The sequence below is a fragment of the Planococcus sp. RAB007_Raresut genome, from assembly GCF_057369535.1.
The window spans coordinates 377,799-392,957 of record NZ_JBXYIF010000004.1 but is presented as its reverse complement, the minus strand read 5'-3'; the positions used below and the strand labels follow the sequence as shown (position 1 = coordinate 392,957).

The 15,159-nt window shown below is 44.4% G+C and carries 16 protein-coding genes; 8 read left to right on the top strand and 8 right to left on the bottom strand.

The annotated features are described in order from the left end of the window. Positions 1-98 precede the first annotated feature (98 nt). A complete protein-coding gene (locus AC2Q9J_RS10670) occupies positions 99-722 on the bottom strand; it encodes a flavodoxin family protein (RefSeq protein WP_499039728.1) in 624 nt (207 codons plus the stop codon). Positions 723-854: 132 nt separating this feature from the next. Between AC2Q9J_RS10670 and AC2Q9J_RS10665 the strand changes: the two genes are divergently transcribed. From AC2Q9J_RS10665 to AC2Q9J_RS10650, 4 genes are all read left to right on the top strand, one after another. Continuing rightward, positions 855-1,868, top strand: a complete 1,014-nt coding sequence (locus AC2Q9J_RS10665; RefSeq protein ID WP_499039726.1) for a GTPase — start codon at positions 855-857, stop codon at positions 1,866-1,868. Between the two features lie 95 nt (positions 1,869-1,963). Then, positions 1,964-2,644: a response regulator transcription factor gene (locus AC2Q9J_RS10660; protein ID WP_499039724.1), complete on the top strand. Its 681-nt coding sequence runs from the start codon at positions 1,964-1,966 to the stop codon at positions 2,642-2,644. Beyond that, positions 2,625-4,028, top strand: coding sequence for an ATP-binding protein (locus AC2Q9J_RS10655; RefSeq protein ID WP_499039722.1), 1,404 nt, complete (start codon positions 2,625-2,627; stop codon positions 4,026-4,028). The genes AC2Q9J_RS10660 and AC2Q9J_RS10655 overlap by 20 nt, the downstream gene beginning before the upstream one ends. Positions 4,029-4,240: 212 nt before the next feature. Continuing rightward, positions 4,241-5,434, top strand: a complete 1,194-nt coding sequence (locus AC2Q9J_RS10650; RefSeq protein WP_499039720.1) for a S1C family serine protease — start codon at positions 4,241-4,243, stop codon at positions 5,432-5,434. Between the two features lie 77 nt (positions 5,435-5,511). Here the strand turns inward: AC2Q9J_RS10650 and AC2Q9J_RS10645 are convergent, their stop codons facing one another. Both AC2Q9J_RS10645 and AC2Q9J_RS10640 read right to left on the bottom strand, forming a co-directional pair. Continuing rightward, positions 5,512-5,730, bottom strand: a complete 219-nt coding sequence (locus AC2Q9J_RS10645; RefSeq protein ID WP_341200886.1) for a hypothetical protein — start codon at positions 5,728-5,730, stop codon at positions 5,512-5,514. Between the two features lie 56 nt (positions 5,731-5,786). Beyond that, complete coding sequence (locus tag AC2Q9J_RS10640) at positions 5,787-6,491, bottom strand: type 1 glutamine amidotransferase domain-containing protein (RefSeq protein WP_282019253.1); 705 nt, start codon at positions 6,489-6,491, stop codon at positions 5,787-5,789. Between the two features lie 226 nt (positions 6,492-6,717). Here AC2Q9J_RS10640 and AC2Q9J_RS10635 point away from each other — a divergent pair, with 226 nt between their 5' ends. Genes AC2Q9J_RS10635 through AC2Q9J_RS10625 form a run of 3 tightly spaced genes read left to right on the top strand, consistent with a single transcriptional unit; the run spans position 6,718 to position 8,622 of the window. Beyond that, entirely contained in the window at positions 6,718-7,035 is a 318-nt protein-coding gene (locus tag AC2Q9J_RS10635) for a hypothetical protein (RefSeq protein WP_499039717.1), read from the top strand. Positions 7,036-7,058: 23 nt separating this feature from the next. Then, positions 7,059-7,877, top strand: coding sequence for a manganese catalase (locus AC2Q9J_RS10630; RefSeq protein ID WP_117312627.1), 819 nt, complete (start codon positions 7,059-7,061; stop codon positions 7,875-7,877). 55 nt (positions 7,878-7,932) lie between these two features. Next, positions 7,933-8,622 (top strand): YqjF family protein, encoded by a 690-nt coding sequence (locus AC2Q9J_RS10625; protein ID WP_117312626.1) that lies wholly within the window; start codon positions 7,933-7,935, stop codon positions 8,620-8,622. Positions 8,623-8,801: 179 nt separating this feature from the next. Here AC2Q9J_RS10625 and AC2Q9J_RS10620 read toward each other — a convergent pair whose 3' ends face one another. The 5 genes from AC2Q9J_RS10620 to AC2Q9J_RS10600 all read right to left on the bottom strand — a co-directional run bounded on the left by AC2Q9J_RS10620 (position 8,802) and on the right by AC2Q9J_RS10600 (position 14,181). Further along, positions 8,802-9,197, bottom strand: coding sequence for a DUF2512 family protein (locus AC2Q9J_RS10620; RefSeq protein ID WP_499039714.1), 396 nt, complete (start codon positions 9,195-9,197; stop codon positions 8,802-8,804). A gap of 106 nt (positions 9,198-9,303) precedes the next feature. Next, positions 9,304-10,179: an SDR family oxidoreductase gene (locus AC2Q9J_RS10615; protein ID WP_084243979.1), complete on the bottom strand. Its 876-nt coding sequence runs from the start codon at positions 10,177-10,179 to the stop codon at positions 9,304-9,306. A 71-nt stretch (positions 10,180-10,250) separates the two neighbouring features. Further along, complete coding sequence (locus AC2Q9J_RS10610; protein WP_499039712.1) at positions 10,251-12,839, bottom strand: YfhO family protein; 2,589 nt, start codon at positions 12,837-12,839, stop codon at positions 10,251-10,253. 18 nt (positions 12,840-12,857) lie between these two features. Next, positions 12,858-13,253 carry a GtrA family protein gene (locus AC2Q9J_RS10605; RefSeq protein ID WP_499039710.1) on the bottom strand — a complete coding sequence of 132 codons (396 nt, stop codon included), beginning with the start codon at positions 13,251-13,253 and terminating at the stop codon, positions 12,858-12,860. Beyond that, positions 13,243-14,181 carry a glycosyltransferase family 2 protein gene (locus AC2Q9J_RS10600; RefSeq protein ID WP_499039708.1) on the bottom strand — a complete coding sequence of 313 codons (939 nt, stop codon included), beginning with the start codon at positions 14,179-14,181 and terminating at the stop codon, positions 13,243-13,245. The genes AC2Q9J_RS10605 and AC2Q9J_RS10600 overlap by 11 nt, the downstream gene beginning before the upstream one ends. Before the next feature lie 362 nt (positions 14,182-14,543). Between AC2Q9J_RS10600 and AC2Q9J_RS10595 the strand changes: the two genes are divergently transcribed. After that, positions 14,544-15,158: a TerD family protein gene (locus AC2Q9J_RS10595; RefSeq protein WP_499039706.1), complete on the top strand. Its 615-nt coding sequence runs from the start codon at positions 14,544-14,546 to the stop codon at positions 15,156-15,158. Position 15,159 lies beyond the last annotated feature (1 nt).

Here is a 15,159-nt window from a genome sequence, read left to right as displayed (position 1 = left end):
CCTCCGATTTCAGTACTTGTGTAAAGTGTACCATCTCGAAGGTGTTTTATATTGTCCCATTTAATTATGTCAGTCTACCTGTGTTCCGGACTTTTTTTCTATTCCAATGTATTGCCTTCAGCTGGTATCGGGTTATTTTTAAGCATTCCCGCAAAATGATACGTATTATAAGCAAGGCGTTCAATGGCTGATTTTGTAAAGTCATTATCGCGACCGGCATCCATGTATGAATCTCCCGGTCCCGCTTCGCCTACCCAATACGCATCAACATTTGGCGGGATCGTAAAGCCGATATGCGACAGTCCATATAGAATCGAGGCAGCGGAATGCTTGGCGCCATCCTCATTTCCGGTAACAATAGCCCCGCCGACTTTATTGTAGAAAACGGCTTGTCCTTTATCATTGGTTACGCTGCTGCTGCCATAAAGACGCTCGATTGCCTGTGTGCACAGCGAACTTTTCTCGCCGAGCCAGATGGGTGTCCCGATGATCAAAATATCTGCGGCCAGCACTTTTTCCAGTATTTTCGGCCATTCATCGCCTTCTCCCATGTCTTCCTGAACCCCGTAGGCAATGTTATAATCCGCCATACGGACAATTTCCGATTCAACTCCAAGCTGATTGAAATGGACTTTCACATCTTCCATAAAGCCTTCCGTATGGGAAGGGTCTGAGGTGCTTTTCAGTGAAGTATTAAGGAATAAAGCTTTCAAATTTTGCATCTAAACACTCCTTTTCTTCTAGTCTTCCTTGTTATTCCCTTTGTGCTATTTTTTATTCATGGCGTTAGAATAGTTAGAAAAGGATGAAACGATTATAATAGAGATAGATATTCTTTAAGGAGGCGACTGGATTTGGTGAAGAAGTTTGAAGATGAAGTTATGCAGACGATGAATAAGATGTTCGAAAATGAGATGAAGAAAGTCAACGATACATTGGAGCAGGATTTGCTGATCTCGATGATTGGCGAAGTCAACGCCGGAAAATCTTCAACTGTCAACAGAATCATTGGTGAAGACATTGCCAGTACGAACCCGATGCCGGGCGAAACGGTCAGTGTCGATCCTTACAATATGCGTGGGCTCGAAAACATCAAATTTATGGACACGCCTGGTTTGAATGACCCGAACGATGAAAATCCAAAAAAGACGCTTGAATTCGTTCAGAAATCCGACGTCGTCCTATTTTTCCTGAATGCTGCGGGAACTGTGTTCTCAGACAGCGAAAAAGAGAAATTTACGGCCATTGAGAAGAATAATAAGGATATTATCATTGTTTTAAATAAAATCGATGCCGCGGAGAATATTCCTTCCTTAATCCAATTTGTTAAAAAGCACACTAATCATAAATACAAAGTCATACCGGTTTCTTCAAAAACGGGTGAAAATTTTGAGGATCTGAAAAGGGAAATTCTTGTGATGCTCGAAAAAAAAGGTAAGGACCTGCTTTTTGCAAAAAGCATGAAAGAGAAATCAGCCGCAGCTACCAGATGGATTGTCGGCGCCGGTGTCTCAGCCGGGATTATCGGGGCATCACCGATTCCGGGATCGGACGTTGTACCACTGACATCCCTTCAAGTAGGTCTCATTATCAAGCTTTCAAAACTATACGATAAGCCTTTATCCAAAAAAGCTGCGAAAGACATGATTGTAATCACCGCGACCCGGACAGTCGGCCATACAATCTACAGGCAGGCTTTGAAATTCATTCCGGGGGCAGGATCGATTATTGGCGGCACTGTAGCAACTGCCATGACAGTCGCGCTTGGCTACGGAGTGAAATACGCCTATGAAAATAATATGGCCATCGATTATGATATGATCGGCAATATATTCGATAAATATAAACAAAAGGCTGACAAAGCCTGACAATCCCAGCCACTCAACTTTGAGTGGCTTTTGTTCAATTGCCTTAAAAACAGTATTGGTTTAACTTTAGTACATAGAAGCAGAGGAGGTTCGGAATGCATATTTTAGTTGTCGAAGATAATCCGAGCGTCAGTTCAATGCTCGAATTATTTTTTTCGAAAGAAGGTATAACCGGTGATTTTGCCTCTGATGGCATCGAAGGATTCGAAAAATATCAGCAAAACGATTATGACTTGCTAGTGCTTGATTGGATGCTGCCGGGAATGGATGGCATTTCTGTGTGCAGAAAAATCAGGGAGCAGGGAGATCAGATTCCGATTATCATGCTGACAGCAAAAGACAGCGAATCGGACCAAGTGATCGGTTTTGAGATGGGGGCAGATGATTATGTCACAAAACCCTTCAGTCCGCTTACGTTAATGGCAAGGATAAAAGCTGTGGCTAGGCGTTCGCAAAAAGGGGAGTCTGTTGAAGACCGGATACAAACAAAGCATTTCACGATCAATAAAACAACGAGGGAAGTACTGAAGGATGGTGCTGTTGTAGAGAATCTCACACCGAAGGAATACGACTTGCTCGTCTTTCTATTGCAGCATCCTAAACAGGTATTCAGCCGTGAACAGCTGCTTGAGCGGGTATGGGGCTATCAGTTCTACGGTGATGAACGGACAGTCGATGTCCATATTAAAAGGATCCGCAAAAAAATAAGCGGCGGTGAACAGTACTTCCACACCATTTGGGGAGTTGGCTATAAATTTGAAGAACAGGCGGATTAATTATTTCTATCAATTGATGGGCAGCCATCTGAGCATCCTGCTGATATCTTTCCTGATTCTCAGTCTTTTATTCGTGCGATTCGTCGAAGATTTTGCCTATCAGGATAAAGCGGAGGAATTGGAGAACTACGGTGAGCAAATTTTGACTGAATTGGAAGGTCCGCGTCCCGGCGTAAATCTGGAGCCGTATGTTTCCATTTTACAGGCTCAGAATATCAACTTCATTGTTTTTAACCAGCAAAGCAGAATCCTCTATCCGATTTCGGAAGCATTCCCGCCAGTCGAATTGACTGTGGAGGAATGGGATACGATTGAACGCGGTGAAACACTTGTCGTCAATCGGGATGTTCAGCGCTTTGAAGACACGGTGACATTTGTGGCCTTACCTTATGTAGAAAGCAACCAGCTGGTGGGCGGGGTGCTGCTTGCAGCACCAGTAAGCGGAACAAGCGAAATGATCTTCGAACTGAACCGAACCTTACTGACAGCGATGCTGGCGGCATTGGCCATAGCCCTTCTGCTCAGCTATTTGTTGTCGAAACTGCATGTCAGCCGGCTGCAGCGGATGCGGAAAGCGACAGCGATGGTCAGTGAAGGAAATTATGACGTGAAATTACCGGAGTCCGGATATGATGAATTCGGGGATTTAGCGAAAGATTTTAATGACATGACAGCCAAGCTCCATAAATCCAATGAAGAAATTGAACGACTTGAAAATAGACGGCGCCAGTTCATGGCGGATGTATCGCACGAAATGAGGACGCCGCTGACGACGATTGCAGGAGTCATTGAAGGTCTCCGCAGCTATATGATCAAAGAAGAACAGCGGGAAAAGGGCATTCGGCTTGTCAGCGAAGAAACGAAAAGGCTGATGCGGCTGGTCAATGAGAATCTGGATTACGAAAAAATCCGGTCAAACCAGGTTTCGTTGTTGAAAGAATCGGTGGAAACAAAAGAATTACTTGAAATCATCCAGGAGCAGATGGAGTTTCTGGCAGCTGAAAAAGGAAATTCCATCATCATTGATGCCCCTGAAGACCAGAAAGTATATGTGGATATGGACCGCATCATTCAGGTGCTTACTAATATTGTGAAAAACAGTATCCAGTTTACCGAAAATGGGGAGATCCGCATCACTTCTTATTCTGAACCCGGCTATGCGATTATTGAAGTGGAAGACACAGGGAGCGGAATCGATGTAGAAGAGATCGATCTGATTTGGCGCAGGTTCTTCAAATCCGATGTTTCCCGTGGAAGCGGTCAATTCGGCCTGGGACTATCCATCGTCAAACAATTAGTGGAACTTCATGGCGGAGACGTAAGGGTAGAGAGTGAACTGGAAAAAGGTACGAAATTCATAATTCGTCTCCCTGATGAAAAATGAAGCACAAGCGAATTTTGCTTGTGCTTTTTTATGTCTTCAAAATGTGTTGAAAGTTTCCATATTATTTAAAGCTTCGGTCATAGTTTATTCATATTTGCTTGTTATTGTTTATACATCGGCATAAGTAATGCGGCAAACAGTAATTGCCGGCACTGTTATTTATGGCCAAAACACGATAGGTGAAGAAAATTATAACTCAGGAGGAATTTAAATTGGGATACTATAATTCGACAGAACCAAAAAGAAGAAATAGAGGGAACTTCGCTTCAGGGTTTACGGGTATATTGGCGGGTGCTGTATTGGCCGGCATCGTATTGCCTGGATTTACAGATACTGAACAGGGAATAGGGATAGGTGAAGATACTCAGCAAGTGGAAAATGTCAGCGGAGTGGAGAATGTTTCTTCGATTGTCACTTCTGATGTTACAGAAGTCGTTGACGCCACTTCGGCAGCAGTTGTCGGTGTAACGAATTTGCAAAGTGCCCAGCAAAACCCTTTCACACAGAACAACGGCGGTGAGCCGCAGGAAGCGGGAGCCGGTTCTGGTGTCATCTATAAAAAAGAAGGGGATTCAGCTTATATCGTTACAAACAACCATGTGGTCGAAGGCGCTGAACAAGTTAAAGTGACATTGTCCGATGGCACAGAAATAGATGCCGAAGTGTTGGGGACAGATATCTGGACAGACCTGGCTGTATTGAAAACTGATTCCGCAGAAATCAAAGATGTGGCGGAATTCGGTGATTCTTCCGTCCTTAAAGCAGGCGAACCGGTTATCGCAATCGGTAATCCACTGGGGCTCCAATTTTCTGGATCAGTGACAACGGGCGTGATTTCAGGAACTGAACGTTCGATACCGATAGACATCAATAAGGACGGAACAGAAGACTGGCAGGCAGAAGTGCTTCAAACTGATGCAGCCATCAACCCTGGTAACAGCGGAGGCGCTTTGATCAACAGCCAAGGCCAATTGATCGGAATCAACTCGATGAAAATTGCACAAGCTTCAGTTGAAGGAATCGGCTTGGCTATCCCGATCAATTCAGCAATTCCGATCATTGAAGATTTAGAAACGAAAGGCGAAGTTGAAAGGCCGGCGCTTGGTGTAAGCATTTTGGATCTTCAGAATGTACCTGCCCCGATTCGGCAAAATGAACTGAACTTACCTGCTGAATTGGAAAAAGGTGTAGTCGTTGAATCGGTCGCTAAAGGCTCTGGCGCAGAAACTGCCGGTCTGCAGCAAAGCGATGTAATTGTCGGGATGGGCGGAGATGATATCACCTCTGTACTTGAACTTCGACAATACCTCTACACAAAAGCGGAAGTTGGCGATACTTTGGATATTAAATTCTATCGCGGATCTGAACTGATGGAAGCGAAAGTGGATTTGACAGAAGGTATATAATCTTTTCAACCAAAAGAACTCTCCCTTTTTAAATGGGAGAGTTCTTTTGGTTTCGCAGAATATATTGGTGGAAACCGTCAATCCATAAGGCCGAACAGATCGAAACCGATTCCTATAGCTAGAATAATCAGGACGATGACTACGAAGATGGCAACACCGATTTTGATCTTAGGCATTTCCTTTACATTGGGTTCTTCCAGCCCTTCTTTTCTTTCAGGAGGATGGTCCATATTGTCTGTGCTGTCTCTCATGTAATCTTTTCGTTCCTCAGGTTCGTTATTGTTTTTATCACTCACAAATACTACCTCCCCGTTCTGTTTATTTCTGTATATATACCCTAAGAAGAGGGGTGTTAATCAAAATACTTCTCTTCCTGTTCCAGTTCCCGGCGCGTTAAGGCTTTGGCCAACTCTTTCCCGAACAGTTCAGAAGAATGGGGATCACGGCCGGTCAGAATGCGTTCGTTAGCCCAAACCGCATATTGATCCTGGTCTTCTGCTTTAGAATAATTGGCGACTCTGTTCAATTCATCTTCAAGACTGAATGGCAGCAAGTCACGTACTTCTTCAGGTTCTTTGTCGTTGGGATAACCTGTCACATCCAGTCCCTCTAAGAATGGACGGCCTTCTTTTGTTTTCGTGTAAACCAACGGAGCGGGACCATGGCAGACAGCTGACACAATGCCGCCAAGTTCATATACTATATTGATCATATTATGAAGTTCTTCGCTGTGGGCGAGGTCGAACATCGCTCCGTGGCCGCCTACGATGAATATAGCGTCATAGTCGCTCGCTTTTACATCGACAAGCGGAGTGGTCTTATCAGCGAGTCCGGATTCATATAATTTTTTGTATTTGCCTTCGGGGTCATAATCTTTTGAAATACTTAACGGATCTACAACGGGTTTGCCGCCAAGCAGTGATGCAATACCTACTGTATGGCCTTCTTTTTCAAGTTCCATAGCCGGTGCGAATAACTCTTCGGCCCACCATCCTGTTACGTAATTGTTTTCTTCATCTGCATAACCGCCTGATAAAACAGCCAAAACTTTTGCCATGCTTTTTCCTCCTCAACATTATAGAATCTCTATTTCTTCATTTACCCTTCACCGCAATACTGAAACACAAACTCGGATGGAGCCTATGCATGAAAGGAATAAAGACAAAAGGGCAAAGAAATGAATCGGCGCAATTTTGTGTTTAATTATCAAAAAAGTATGTTTTGTTTGAAATGACCGGGGTATTCAAAGTATGTATGTAAAATTTTTGAAGGAGGAGGCCGTTATGACTGAAAAAAAGAATGACCATAATCTCGATCCTGAAAGAATGGAACAGAACCACGATGATGGAAGCTCAAATGATAAAGATTTTAATGCGGGAGGAAACGCTTCCGACTACGATGGTGGGCACCCGAAAGACACGGAGCCGGAAAGCGAAGGACGCATAAAGAATGGTGAAGAATACGCCAGACGCCAAGAAGGCGTGGATGAAATTGACAACGATTCATATAATTCCGGCGGAAACGCGTCGGATTATGATGGCGGCCACCCGGAAGACAGTTCAGGCAATAGCGAAGGAAAGGTCGATTCCGATAAAAAATAAAAAACTGACTGGAGAGTGTGTGTATGTTTTTCCATAGAAAAGAATTGCAGTATCACGCGAAACCGGATGCACCGGATGCAGTTTTTGCAAAACAGGTCCAGGAACTGATTGGTGGTCAATTCGGTGAAATGACTGTAGCGCTTCAATACTTATTCCAAAGCTGGGGGACGCGCGGCAATGACAAATATCGTGACCTTCTGATGGACACTGGGACTCAGGAACTCGGACATATTGAAATGCTTGCAACAATGGTTGCAAGATTATTGGAAGGGGCGCCTGTCTACGAGCAGGAAAAAGCCGCTAAAGACCCTGTAGTGGGTGCAATCATGGGCGGCATGAATCCACAGCATGCAATCGTACATGGTTTGGGGGCATCTCCTAAAGACAGCAACGGTGTGCCATGGAATTCGGGCTACATTATCGCCAGCGGCAACTTGCTGGCTGACTTCCGGGCCAATGTCAACGCAGAATCGCAAGGGCGGCTGCAAGTGGCTCGTCTTTACAGCATGACAGACGACAGAGGTGTGAAAGACCTCCTTTCATTCCTGATTGCTCGGGATACCATGCACCAGAACCAATGGCTGGCAGCAATCAAAGAAATGGAAGCAAAAGAAGGTGTCATTGTTCCTTCTACAGTGCCGCCTGAATGGGAAGCGACAGAGTTCTCCCATACCTTGTACACGAATGCGGACAGCACTGCTTCTCAGCTGGATTTCCTGAAACAGCCTGCACCTGATGGCGCGGCATTCAAAGAAGAAGAAAGCAAGGCTTTCGGTGGGGTTCCTGAGTTAAAGCCAGCACCGCCTCAAGCACACGATACATTGCCTGGTGAAAACGATTAATAATGGACGGAGCCTCTTTTGCGAAAGAGGCTTCTTTTAATGGAGTGTGGTGAAGATGGCAAGAAATATGTGGTTGATGACACAGACATGGCGTGATCTTTTGTTTCTCCATTGGCCAGTTGATCCGCCGACAATCCGTAAGTATGTACCGGAGGAATTGGAGCTGGATCTTTATGATGACAAAGCGTGGATTGGCATCGTCCTCTTCAAAGCACGCTGCACGCGGCCGCGATTCATGCCTCCTGTGCCTGGTGCTGCAAACTTTCTGGAAGTGAACGTACGGACATACGTCAAATATAAGAATAAAACTGGTGTTTATTTTTTCAGCTTGGATGCAAACAGCAAGTTGGCGGCAGAGACTGCTTCTTTTGGAGGCTTTCTTCCTTATCGAAGTGCCAAAATGTCATTTGGCAAGAAAAAGGGACAAATCAATTTCAAAAGTGTAACCAAAGAAAATCCACAGGAAAAAATTGCTTTACAATATCAAATATTACCGCAGCCAGCGGCTTCAACTGAGCTCGAAAAGTGGCTGACCGAACGTTATTGCCTATGGACAAAACCGGGTGATAGATTGCTGCGTCTTGATATAGCCCATGCTTCCTGGAAATTGAAATACGTGCAAGGGGAAACTGTTGAAAATACGATGGCACCATACCTGGGCATAAACTTCAAATACGAAAAACCGATGGCCCATTATGCAGAAATGAAAAAAGTGCGTTTTTTTCCACCTGTAATTGAAAAGTAAAAAACCCCGAAACTTTAAAGTTTTGGGGTTTTTGAGGATACCGCCGCTTTTCTTTGTCCAGACTCCAGCCGCCCAGCTCTTCGGGTCATAAGCCAACTCAGCTGCCGTGGCAAAGAACGCCACTCTGCTGATCCGTCTTATGCCTTTCAGAGCTTAACGGGCGCTGTCGCTTTTATTAGTCATGACTGTCTCGGCTCGTCATGCTCAGTAGTATGGGAAGTTTCCTTGTGCTCCCAAACACGCTTTGTCAGGTAAATATGGAAGAACCATTCGCCGGCTGCAATAAGCAAAGCAGAGAAAAGAGCGGCCATGACCAATGAAAAATCAGGATTCGCAATCAGCCATAATCCCAGCAGCCATACTGCGAGAAAGACGAGGACAAAATCTCCGCCAGTCGCGATCTTATTCGATGTTTTCGGATAGATGATCAAGTCTCCGACAAATCCAACTGCTGTAATGATAAGGCTTATAATGAATATTTCATAAAGTTCAACGCCAAAAGCCAGGCCCAGAATAACAAAGAGGACGGAGAAAATCATAGCGAATTTGATAAGCAAAGCTTCAATATACTTCATCTGATATTCCTCCTGGAATATTTTATAGTTATCCGCTGTATACCCAGTTTTTTTACAATAGAATCGTGAATAGACAAAAAAAGACCCTCAAGAGAGGGTTTTTTTGTTAGGAACTGATGAAGTCTCCACCGTTTACGTGGATGGTCTCGCCAGTTACGTAGGTGGAATCTTTAGATGCCAGATATACGTAAGCCGGTGCTAATTCTGCAGGCTGGCCGCGGCGCTCCATTGGTGTATCGCCTCCGTGTTCGCCGACTTTTTCGGCATCGAAAGTAGCCGGGATCAACGGTGTCCAAATCGGTCCTGGAGCGACAGAATTTACGCGGATGCCGTCATCGATAAGATTAGCGGAAAGGGATCTGGTAAACGCTGTAATGGCTCCTTTGGTCGCTGAGTAATCGATTAATGTCGGAGATCCGCGGTAAGCTGTCACTGATGAGGTGTTGATGATCGAATCTCCTTTTTGCATGTGCGGAATAGCCGCTTGCGTCAAAAAGAACATCGAAAAGATATTCGTCTCGAAAGTTTCGCGGAGCTGATCCTCTGAAATGTTCAGGAAATCATCTTGCGGAAACTGCTTCCCGGCATTGTTCACAAGAACATTCAATTGGCCGAACTCTCCGATGACATCAACGACCAGCTGATTGCAATTTTCGACTTTGCTGATGTCCGTCGCAAACTTCATGCATTTGACATCATAGGACTCCACAGCTTTAACCGTTTCATCAGCGTCATCGTGTTCATCAAGATATGCAATCGCAATGTTGGCGCCTTCTTTGGCGAATGCGACGGCAACTGCCCGTCCGATGCCGCTGTCGCCGCCAGTGATCAAAGCAGTCTTGCCTTTCAGCTTATCGGCGCCTTTATAATCCTTATCATCATAGATGGGCTCCGGGTCCATCTGTTTTTCAACTCCCGGCTGCTTGCCTTGTTCCTGCGGGTCAATTGCTTCATCAATTTTTTCGTATTTATCTTTAGCCATATTATCTCCTCCTGAAAGTGGATTCCATGACTTTCCTATTCCCGCTGCTCATTCAGCTAAACGCTCTGACGCTATTCAGAATCAGCATGTTTTTTTCTGAATAGCCAAAACATCGCAAATAAGAGCGACAGAACACTCAGTATCAGTGAAGGGACGAAAAACGGAGGGCGATAAGTAAAGACGATGTGGTTTTCACCCGCTTCAATCGGAACGCCGACAAAAGCGTAATTGGCTTTCAGTACATCAGTGTCGACACCGTTTACCGTTGCACTCCATCCTCTTTCATAAGGGATGACAGCAGACAGGTAATCGTCACCAGCCGTGTTGTCATACAGAATTTCAACACGGCTGCCGTCTATTTCGAGCTTCTTCAGCCCCGCAGCCTCATCTGCTTCTCTTTCCAGAGTGTCATAATCTTCTTCGAATAATTGGATTTCCGTCAAAAAGTATCGCCCTTCCGGTACGCGGATCTCTGCACGCTCCTGATAAGGCACCCGGATTGTCAGATCATCCACGTAGGTTTTGTATACCGATTGATTTGATTTTCGGGAAGTGACATAATCGTTGACTGTCAGATTGAAACCTTCATCTTCAGCGGTGTTCACCAAATTGAATGACACATAGAGGTCACCCTGGCTTGCAGCGGGATTTTCCCAAACGAGATCGATGCCGCCAGTTTCACCTGTAACCTCCAAAATTCCATCGTCATAGCGTGCCTCTTTCTCTTCGATGGTGAATTTTGATGTTATATCGCCTGTTACTTGGATAGGACTGCCTTCTTCTTCCGTATTCAGGACAATGCCGTTAAGCATAGCGTGTTCGCGGACCAAAGGCGGATGCATTGACAGTTTATCTTCTGAATAGAATTCGGTTGCGCCCCGGGCAAAGGGCAGGACATTTTCGTTTTCGTATACCTTATAATTTTCTGATTCAAGAATTTCATTGAATCCGTATGGAATGTTACGGTCATCAGCTGGACGGATGATGTATTTCCCGCGCGCCATGCTGAAGAGGTTCGCGCGATTGCCGAGTGTCGCATAGCGGCTGACACTCTCGCGGCCCATATCGATTTCCATATCATACAGATAAAAATACAGCAGGTTTTTATTCAAAATGCTGGAATACGCACTCAGCCCCTGGAAATCCTGGACAATCGGTGTGTTATTGCGAACGCCCTGCATCCATTCGATGCGATACATTTCGTCATTGTCGCGGCTATGGATCTGTTCGAGCAGGCCGCGGACTTCAGGATCGTCATAATCTTTGCCTGTAATCAGTTCTTTGCTGACTTGATCGACGTTGCCCATCTCCAGTATTTTGTCCGACTGATAGAAATTCGCGAAGACGATCAGCCACGCCAATAAAGCAGGTCCAACAATAATCAGAGTACTGGATTTCTTGAAATAGAGTGCTGCCCAAACAGCGGAAATCGTCAGCAATAGACCGCCGAGAACAACTCCTGTTTCCACGAAGTCGAATTCCAGCGCAGGATCCAGTAACGCATAAATGATATAGATGAAACCCGTCAGCCTCGTTGCAATGAAGAAATTGCGTCGTGAAATTTTAGTGAGCATCCCGAGACCGCTGGCGATCGCTCCGCCAGCTGCGAAAGAAATGAAATATTCCCAGCGGTATTGAGGAGCGGAAAATCCGTTGAATACGCTGCTTACAAGCGGGCTCAAATGCATCACTATTCCCGCAATCCCCATTAAAGCAAAAAGGCGGAAGGTTTTATTGCCGTAAAAACGGAACATAAATAAGAACAGCACAAACAGCGCCGGCAATATAATATAGCGACTAGTATAAAGGATATTATCAAAAGGGTCGAAAATCGGGATTTCCTGTTGGAATGGCGGACGGTGATTATTCAGATACGCATAAACTGCAGGGATGAATGCTACCGCGCCGATGCCGAATCCGATGATGCCGGTTCCCATGAATGTCAGCAGTTTTTTCTTTTTATCCTTTTCATCTGCAGTCAGTGGGATGAACAGACGGAAAAGGATATAGATGGCGGCCAATAGGAAATTGATATAGGCAAAATAAAAATTATCAAAGAACGATATGGAAACAGCCACAAGAAACCAGCCGGGTTTTTGTTCCCTGAGTATTTTCTCGATCCCCAATATAAGCAGTGGAAGCCATAAAAAAGCATCAGCAAAAAATTCCCAGTACACGGTGTGCCGGAAAAACATTCCTGATATCCCGTAAACGGAAGCGCCGATCAAAGACGGCCAATACGGGATTTTCATGTACATGAAAACGCGGGATGTAATGAACAGAACAAAACTCATACGGATTACACTGATGAAAACCGCCGCGTTTGCCCAGAACAGGACGTCGGGTTCCTGGACGATGCCGGTGACGTCCAACAGCCAGACAAAGGGAACGGTTATGAGAAAGACAATGGATGTGGAAAAATAATACGCCAATTCACTGAAAGTGCCTGCGCCTAATCCAAAATCGAAGGAATAGAAAAATTCTCCGTTTGTATATTGTTCATATAGAAGATGTTTGAATGGCATCATCTGTGACAGGCCATCATTGACGCCAGCCATATACTGTCCCTGTGACCATTGATAAAGAAAGACACCGTGGGACAGGGTGGCAAGCGCAAAGCTGATTGCCAGCAGCGACCAATAGGGATGTTTTTTTAACATGAATTCACCGACTTTAATTTATTTCTGCCGTACGGGATCTTTCATGATTTTGCTGGAAACGATGAAAGTGATAGGCACCGTAAAAATCACAGCGGCAAAAGGCGCAATATTGCTGTTTAAATTCAAGTATTCAACAAATATGAAAATTAGAATGGTTGAGACCGTCATATTGACGACTTGCGTCAAAGGGAAGAACAGGTATTTCTTGAGAGTGGGTTTTACTCTATACGTAACGTAAGTGTTCAAGAAAAAAGACACATTCAAGCTGATTAGAAAACCAATTATATGTGCGAGCATATAAGGCAGCGAGAAAAGATTATGGAGAATCAGGTAGATGGAATAATAACTTAACGTATTGATGACACCAACGAACAGGAAACGGGTGAACTCGGTATTCAGCGATTTAAGATTCATCGTATTCATCCACATTGCTGATATCCACCAGGAAGTTCGGGCGCCGTTTTGTTTCATTATAGATGCGTCCAATATATTCCCCGATTACGCCGAGGCTGATCAATTGGATTCCGCCGAGCACCAGGATTGCAGTGATGGTGGTGAAATAGCCGGGAGCGGTAATCCCTCTTTGAGAAATGCCGTATAAAGTATAAGCAATATAAGCGAGGGAAAGAATAAGGACGATAAATCCTGTGTAAAAACAAATACGCAGCGGTTTTGTGTTGAAAGATATAATTCCATCGATACCGTAATTGATCAGGCTGGCGAATGACCATTTAGAGCTGCCGCCTTCTCGAAGAACGTTCTCGTAGCAAATGGTCTTTTTGCTGAGGCCTATCCAGGAAAATAAGCCTTTAGAAAAACGGTTATTTTCACTCAGCAGGAGCAATGAGTCAATTGCCTTTCTGCTCATTAAGCGGAAATCTCCTTCACCATCCGCCAGGTCGACATCGGTAATGGAGTTGATCAATTTATAATACAAACTGGATAAGAAGGTGCGAACTTTCGGATCGCCAGTCCGAGTCCGTTTTGCAACGACCTGATGGAAGCCTTCTTCAAATCCCTGAAGCAATTCTGAGATAAGAGTAGGTGGATGCTGCATATCGCTGTCCATTAAAATCGCGGCGTCTCCTTTGACTCTTTTCAGTCCAGCGAGAATGGCGGCTTCCTTGCCGAAGTTGCGGGTAAAGGATATATATTTTACACTGTTCTGCTGTTCAGCGAGCTTGAGTATTTCTTTCAACGTGCCGTCCCTGCTGCCGTCATTAACGAATAAAATTTCATATCTATAAGGAACAGCGGTAAGTTCCTTAACTAATTTTTCGTAGATGGGAGAGATGTTTTCTTCTTCGTTGTAGGCTGGAACTATAATAGAGATCAGCTTCATATCTGGACTCTCCTCCTAAATTTTATATGATAGTAGCTCCTTGCGATGTATACCCGATTTAGAGGTAAAGTATGTGCAAAAGAGCAGGGGATTTTATATTTATCCTATCTTTTGAACTATAAAAGATGAAACTTTCCTTGAAGTGGGACGTATAACTATAATGATCGCGGAAATTGAAAACAGCACTTAATAATTCTGAAAATTCCGCTTAAACCGATTGACACATAAAATGGAAAATGCTAGGTTTAAGCTTGGAGACAGTTTGCCTTAAATGGACGACTCGACCCTTAGAATTGAAATTTTCCGCAACTATCAATAGTATTAACAATAGAATACATAAAGATGAATGGAGAGTGTTAATAGTGGCTATCAATTTAGTAAAAGGTCAAAAGATCGATTTAACAAAAGGACGTTCATCTCTTTCAAGCATTATGGTCGGACTTGGATGGGATCCTGTAGAAACGAAAAAGAGCGGTGGATTCCTGAGTGCAATTCTTGGGGGCGGAGGCGGCGGTTCTGATATCGACTGTGACGCTTCAGTCATCATGCTTGATGAAAATGGAAAACTTAAAGGCAAGGAAAATCTTATTTATTTCGGAAACAAGCAAAGCCGTGACGGCAGTGTTGTACATTCGGGTGACAATCTTACTGGCGAAGGCGAAGGCGATGATGAAACAATCAACATCGATCTTAAACGCATTTCCCCGTCAATCCATCGTTTGGTTTTCGTGGTGAATATTTATAATGCAAAACAGAAAAAACAGGATTTCGGGATGATTGAAAACGCCTTTATCCGTCTGGTTGATAACCAGAACAAAGAAGAACTTATCCATTATAACCTGACAGAGAACTACTCTGGTAAAACTTCCTTGATCCCAGGCGAATTGTATCGCCAGGGCAGCGAATGGAAATTCTCTGCAGTAGGTGAAGGAACTACAGATTCTGATATTGGCTCAATCGCCAATAAATATGCTTAAG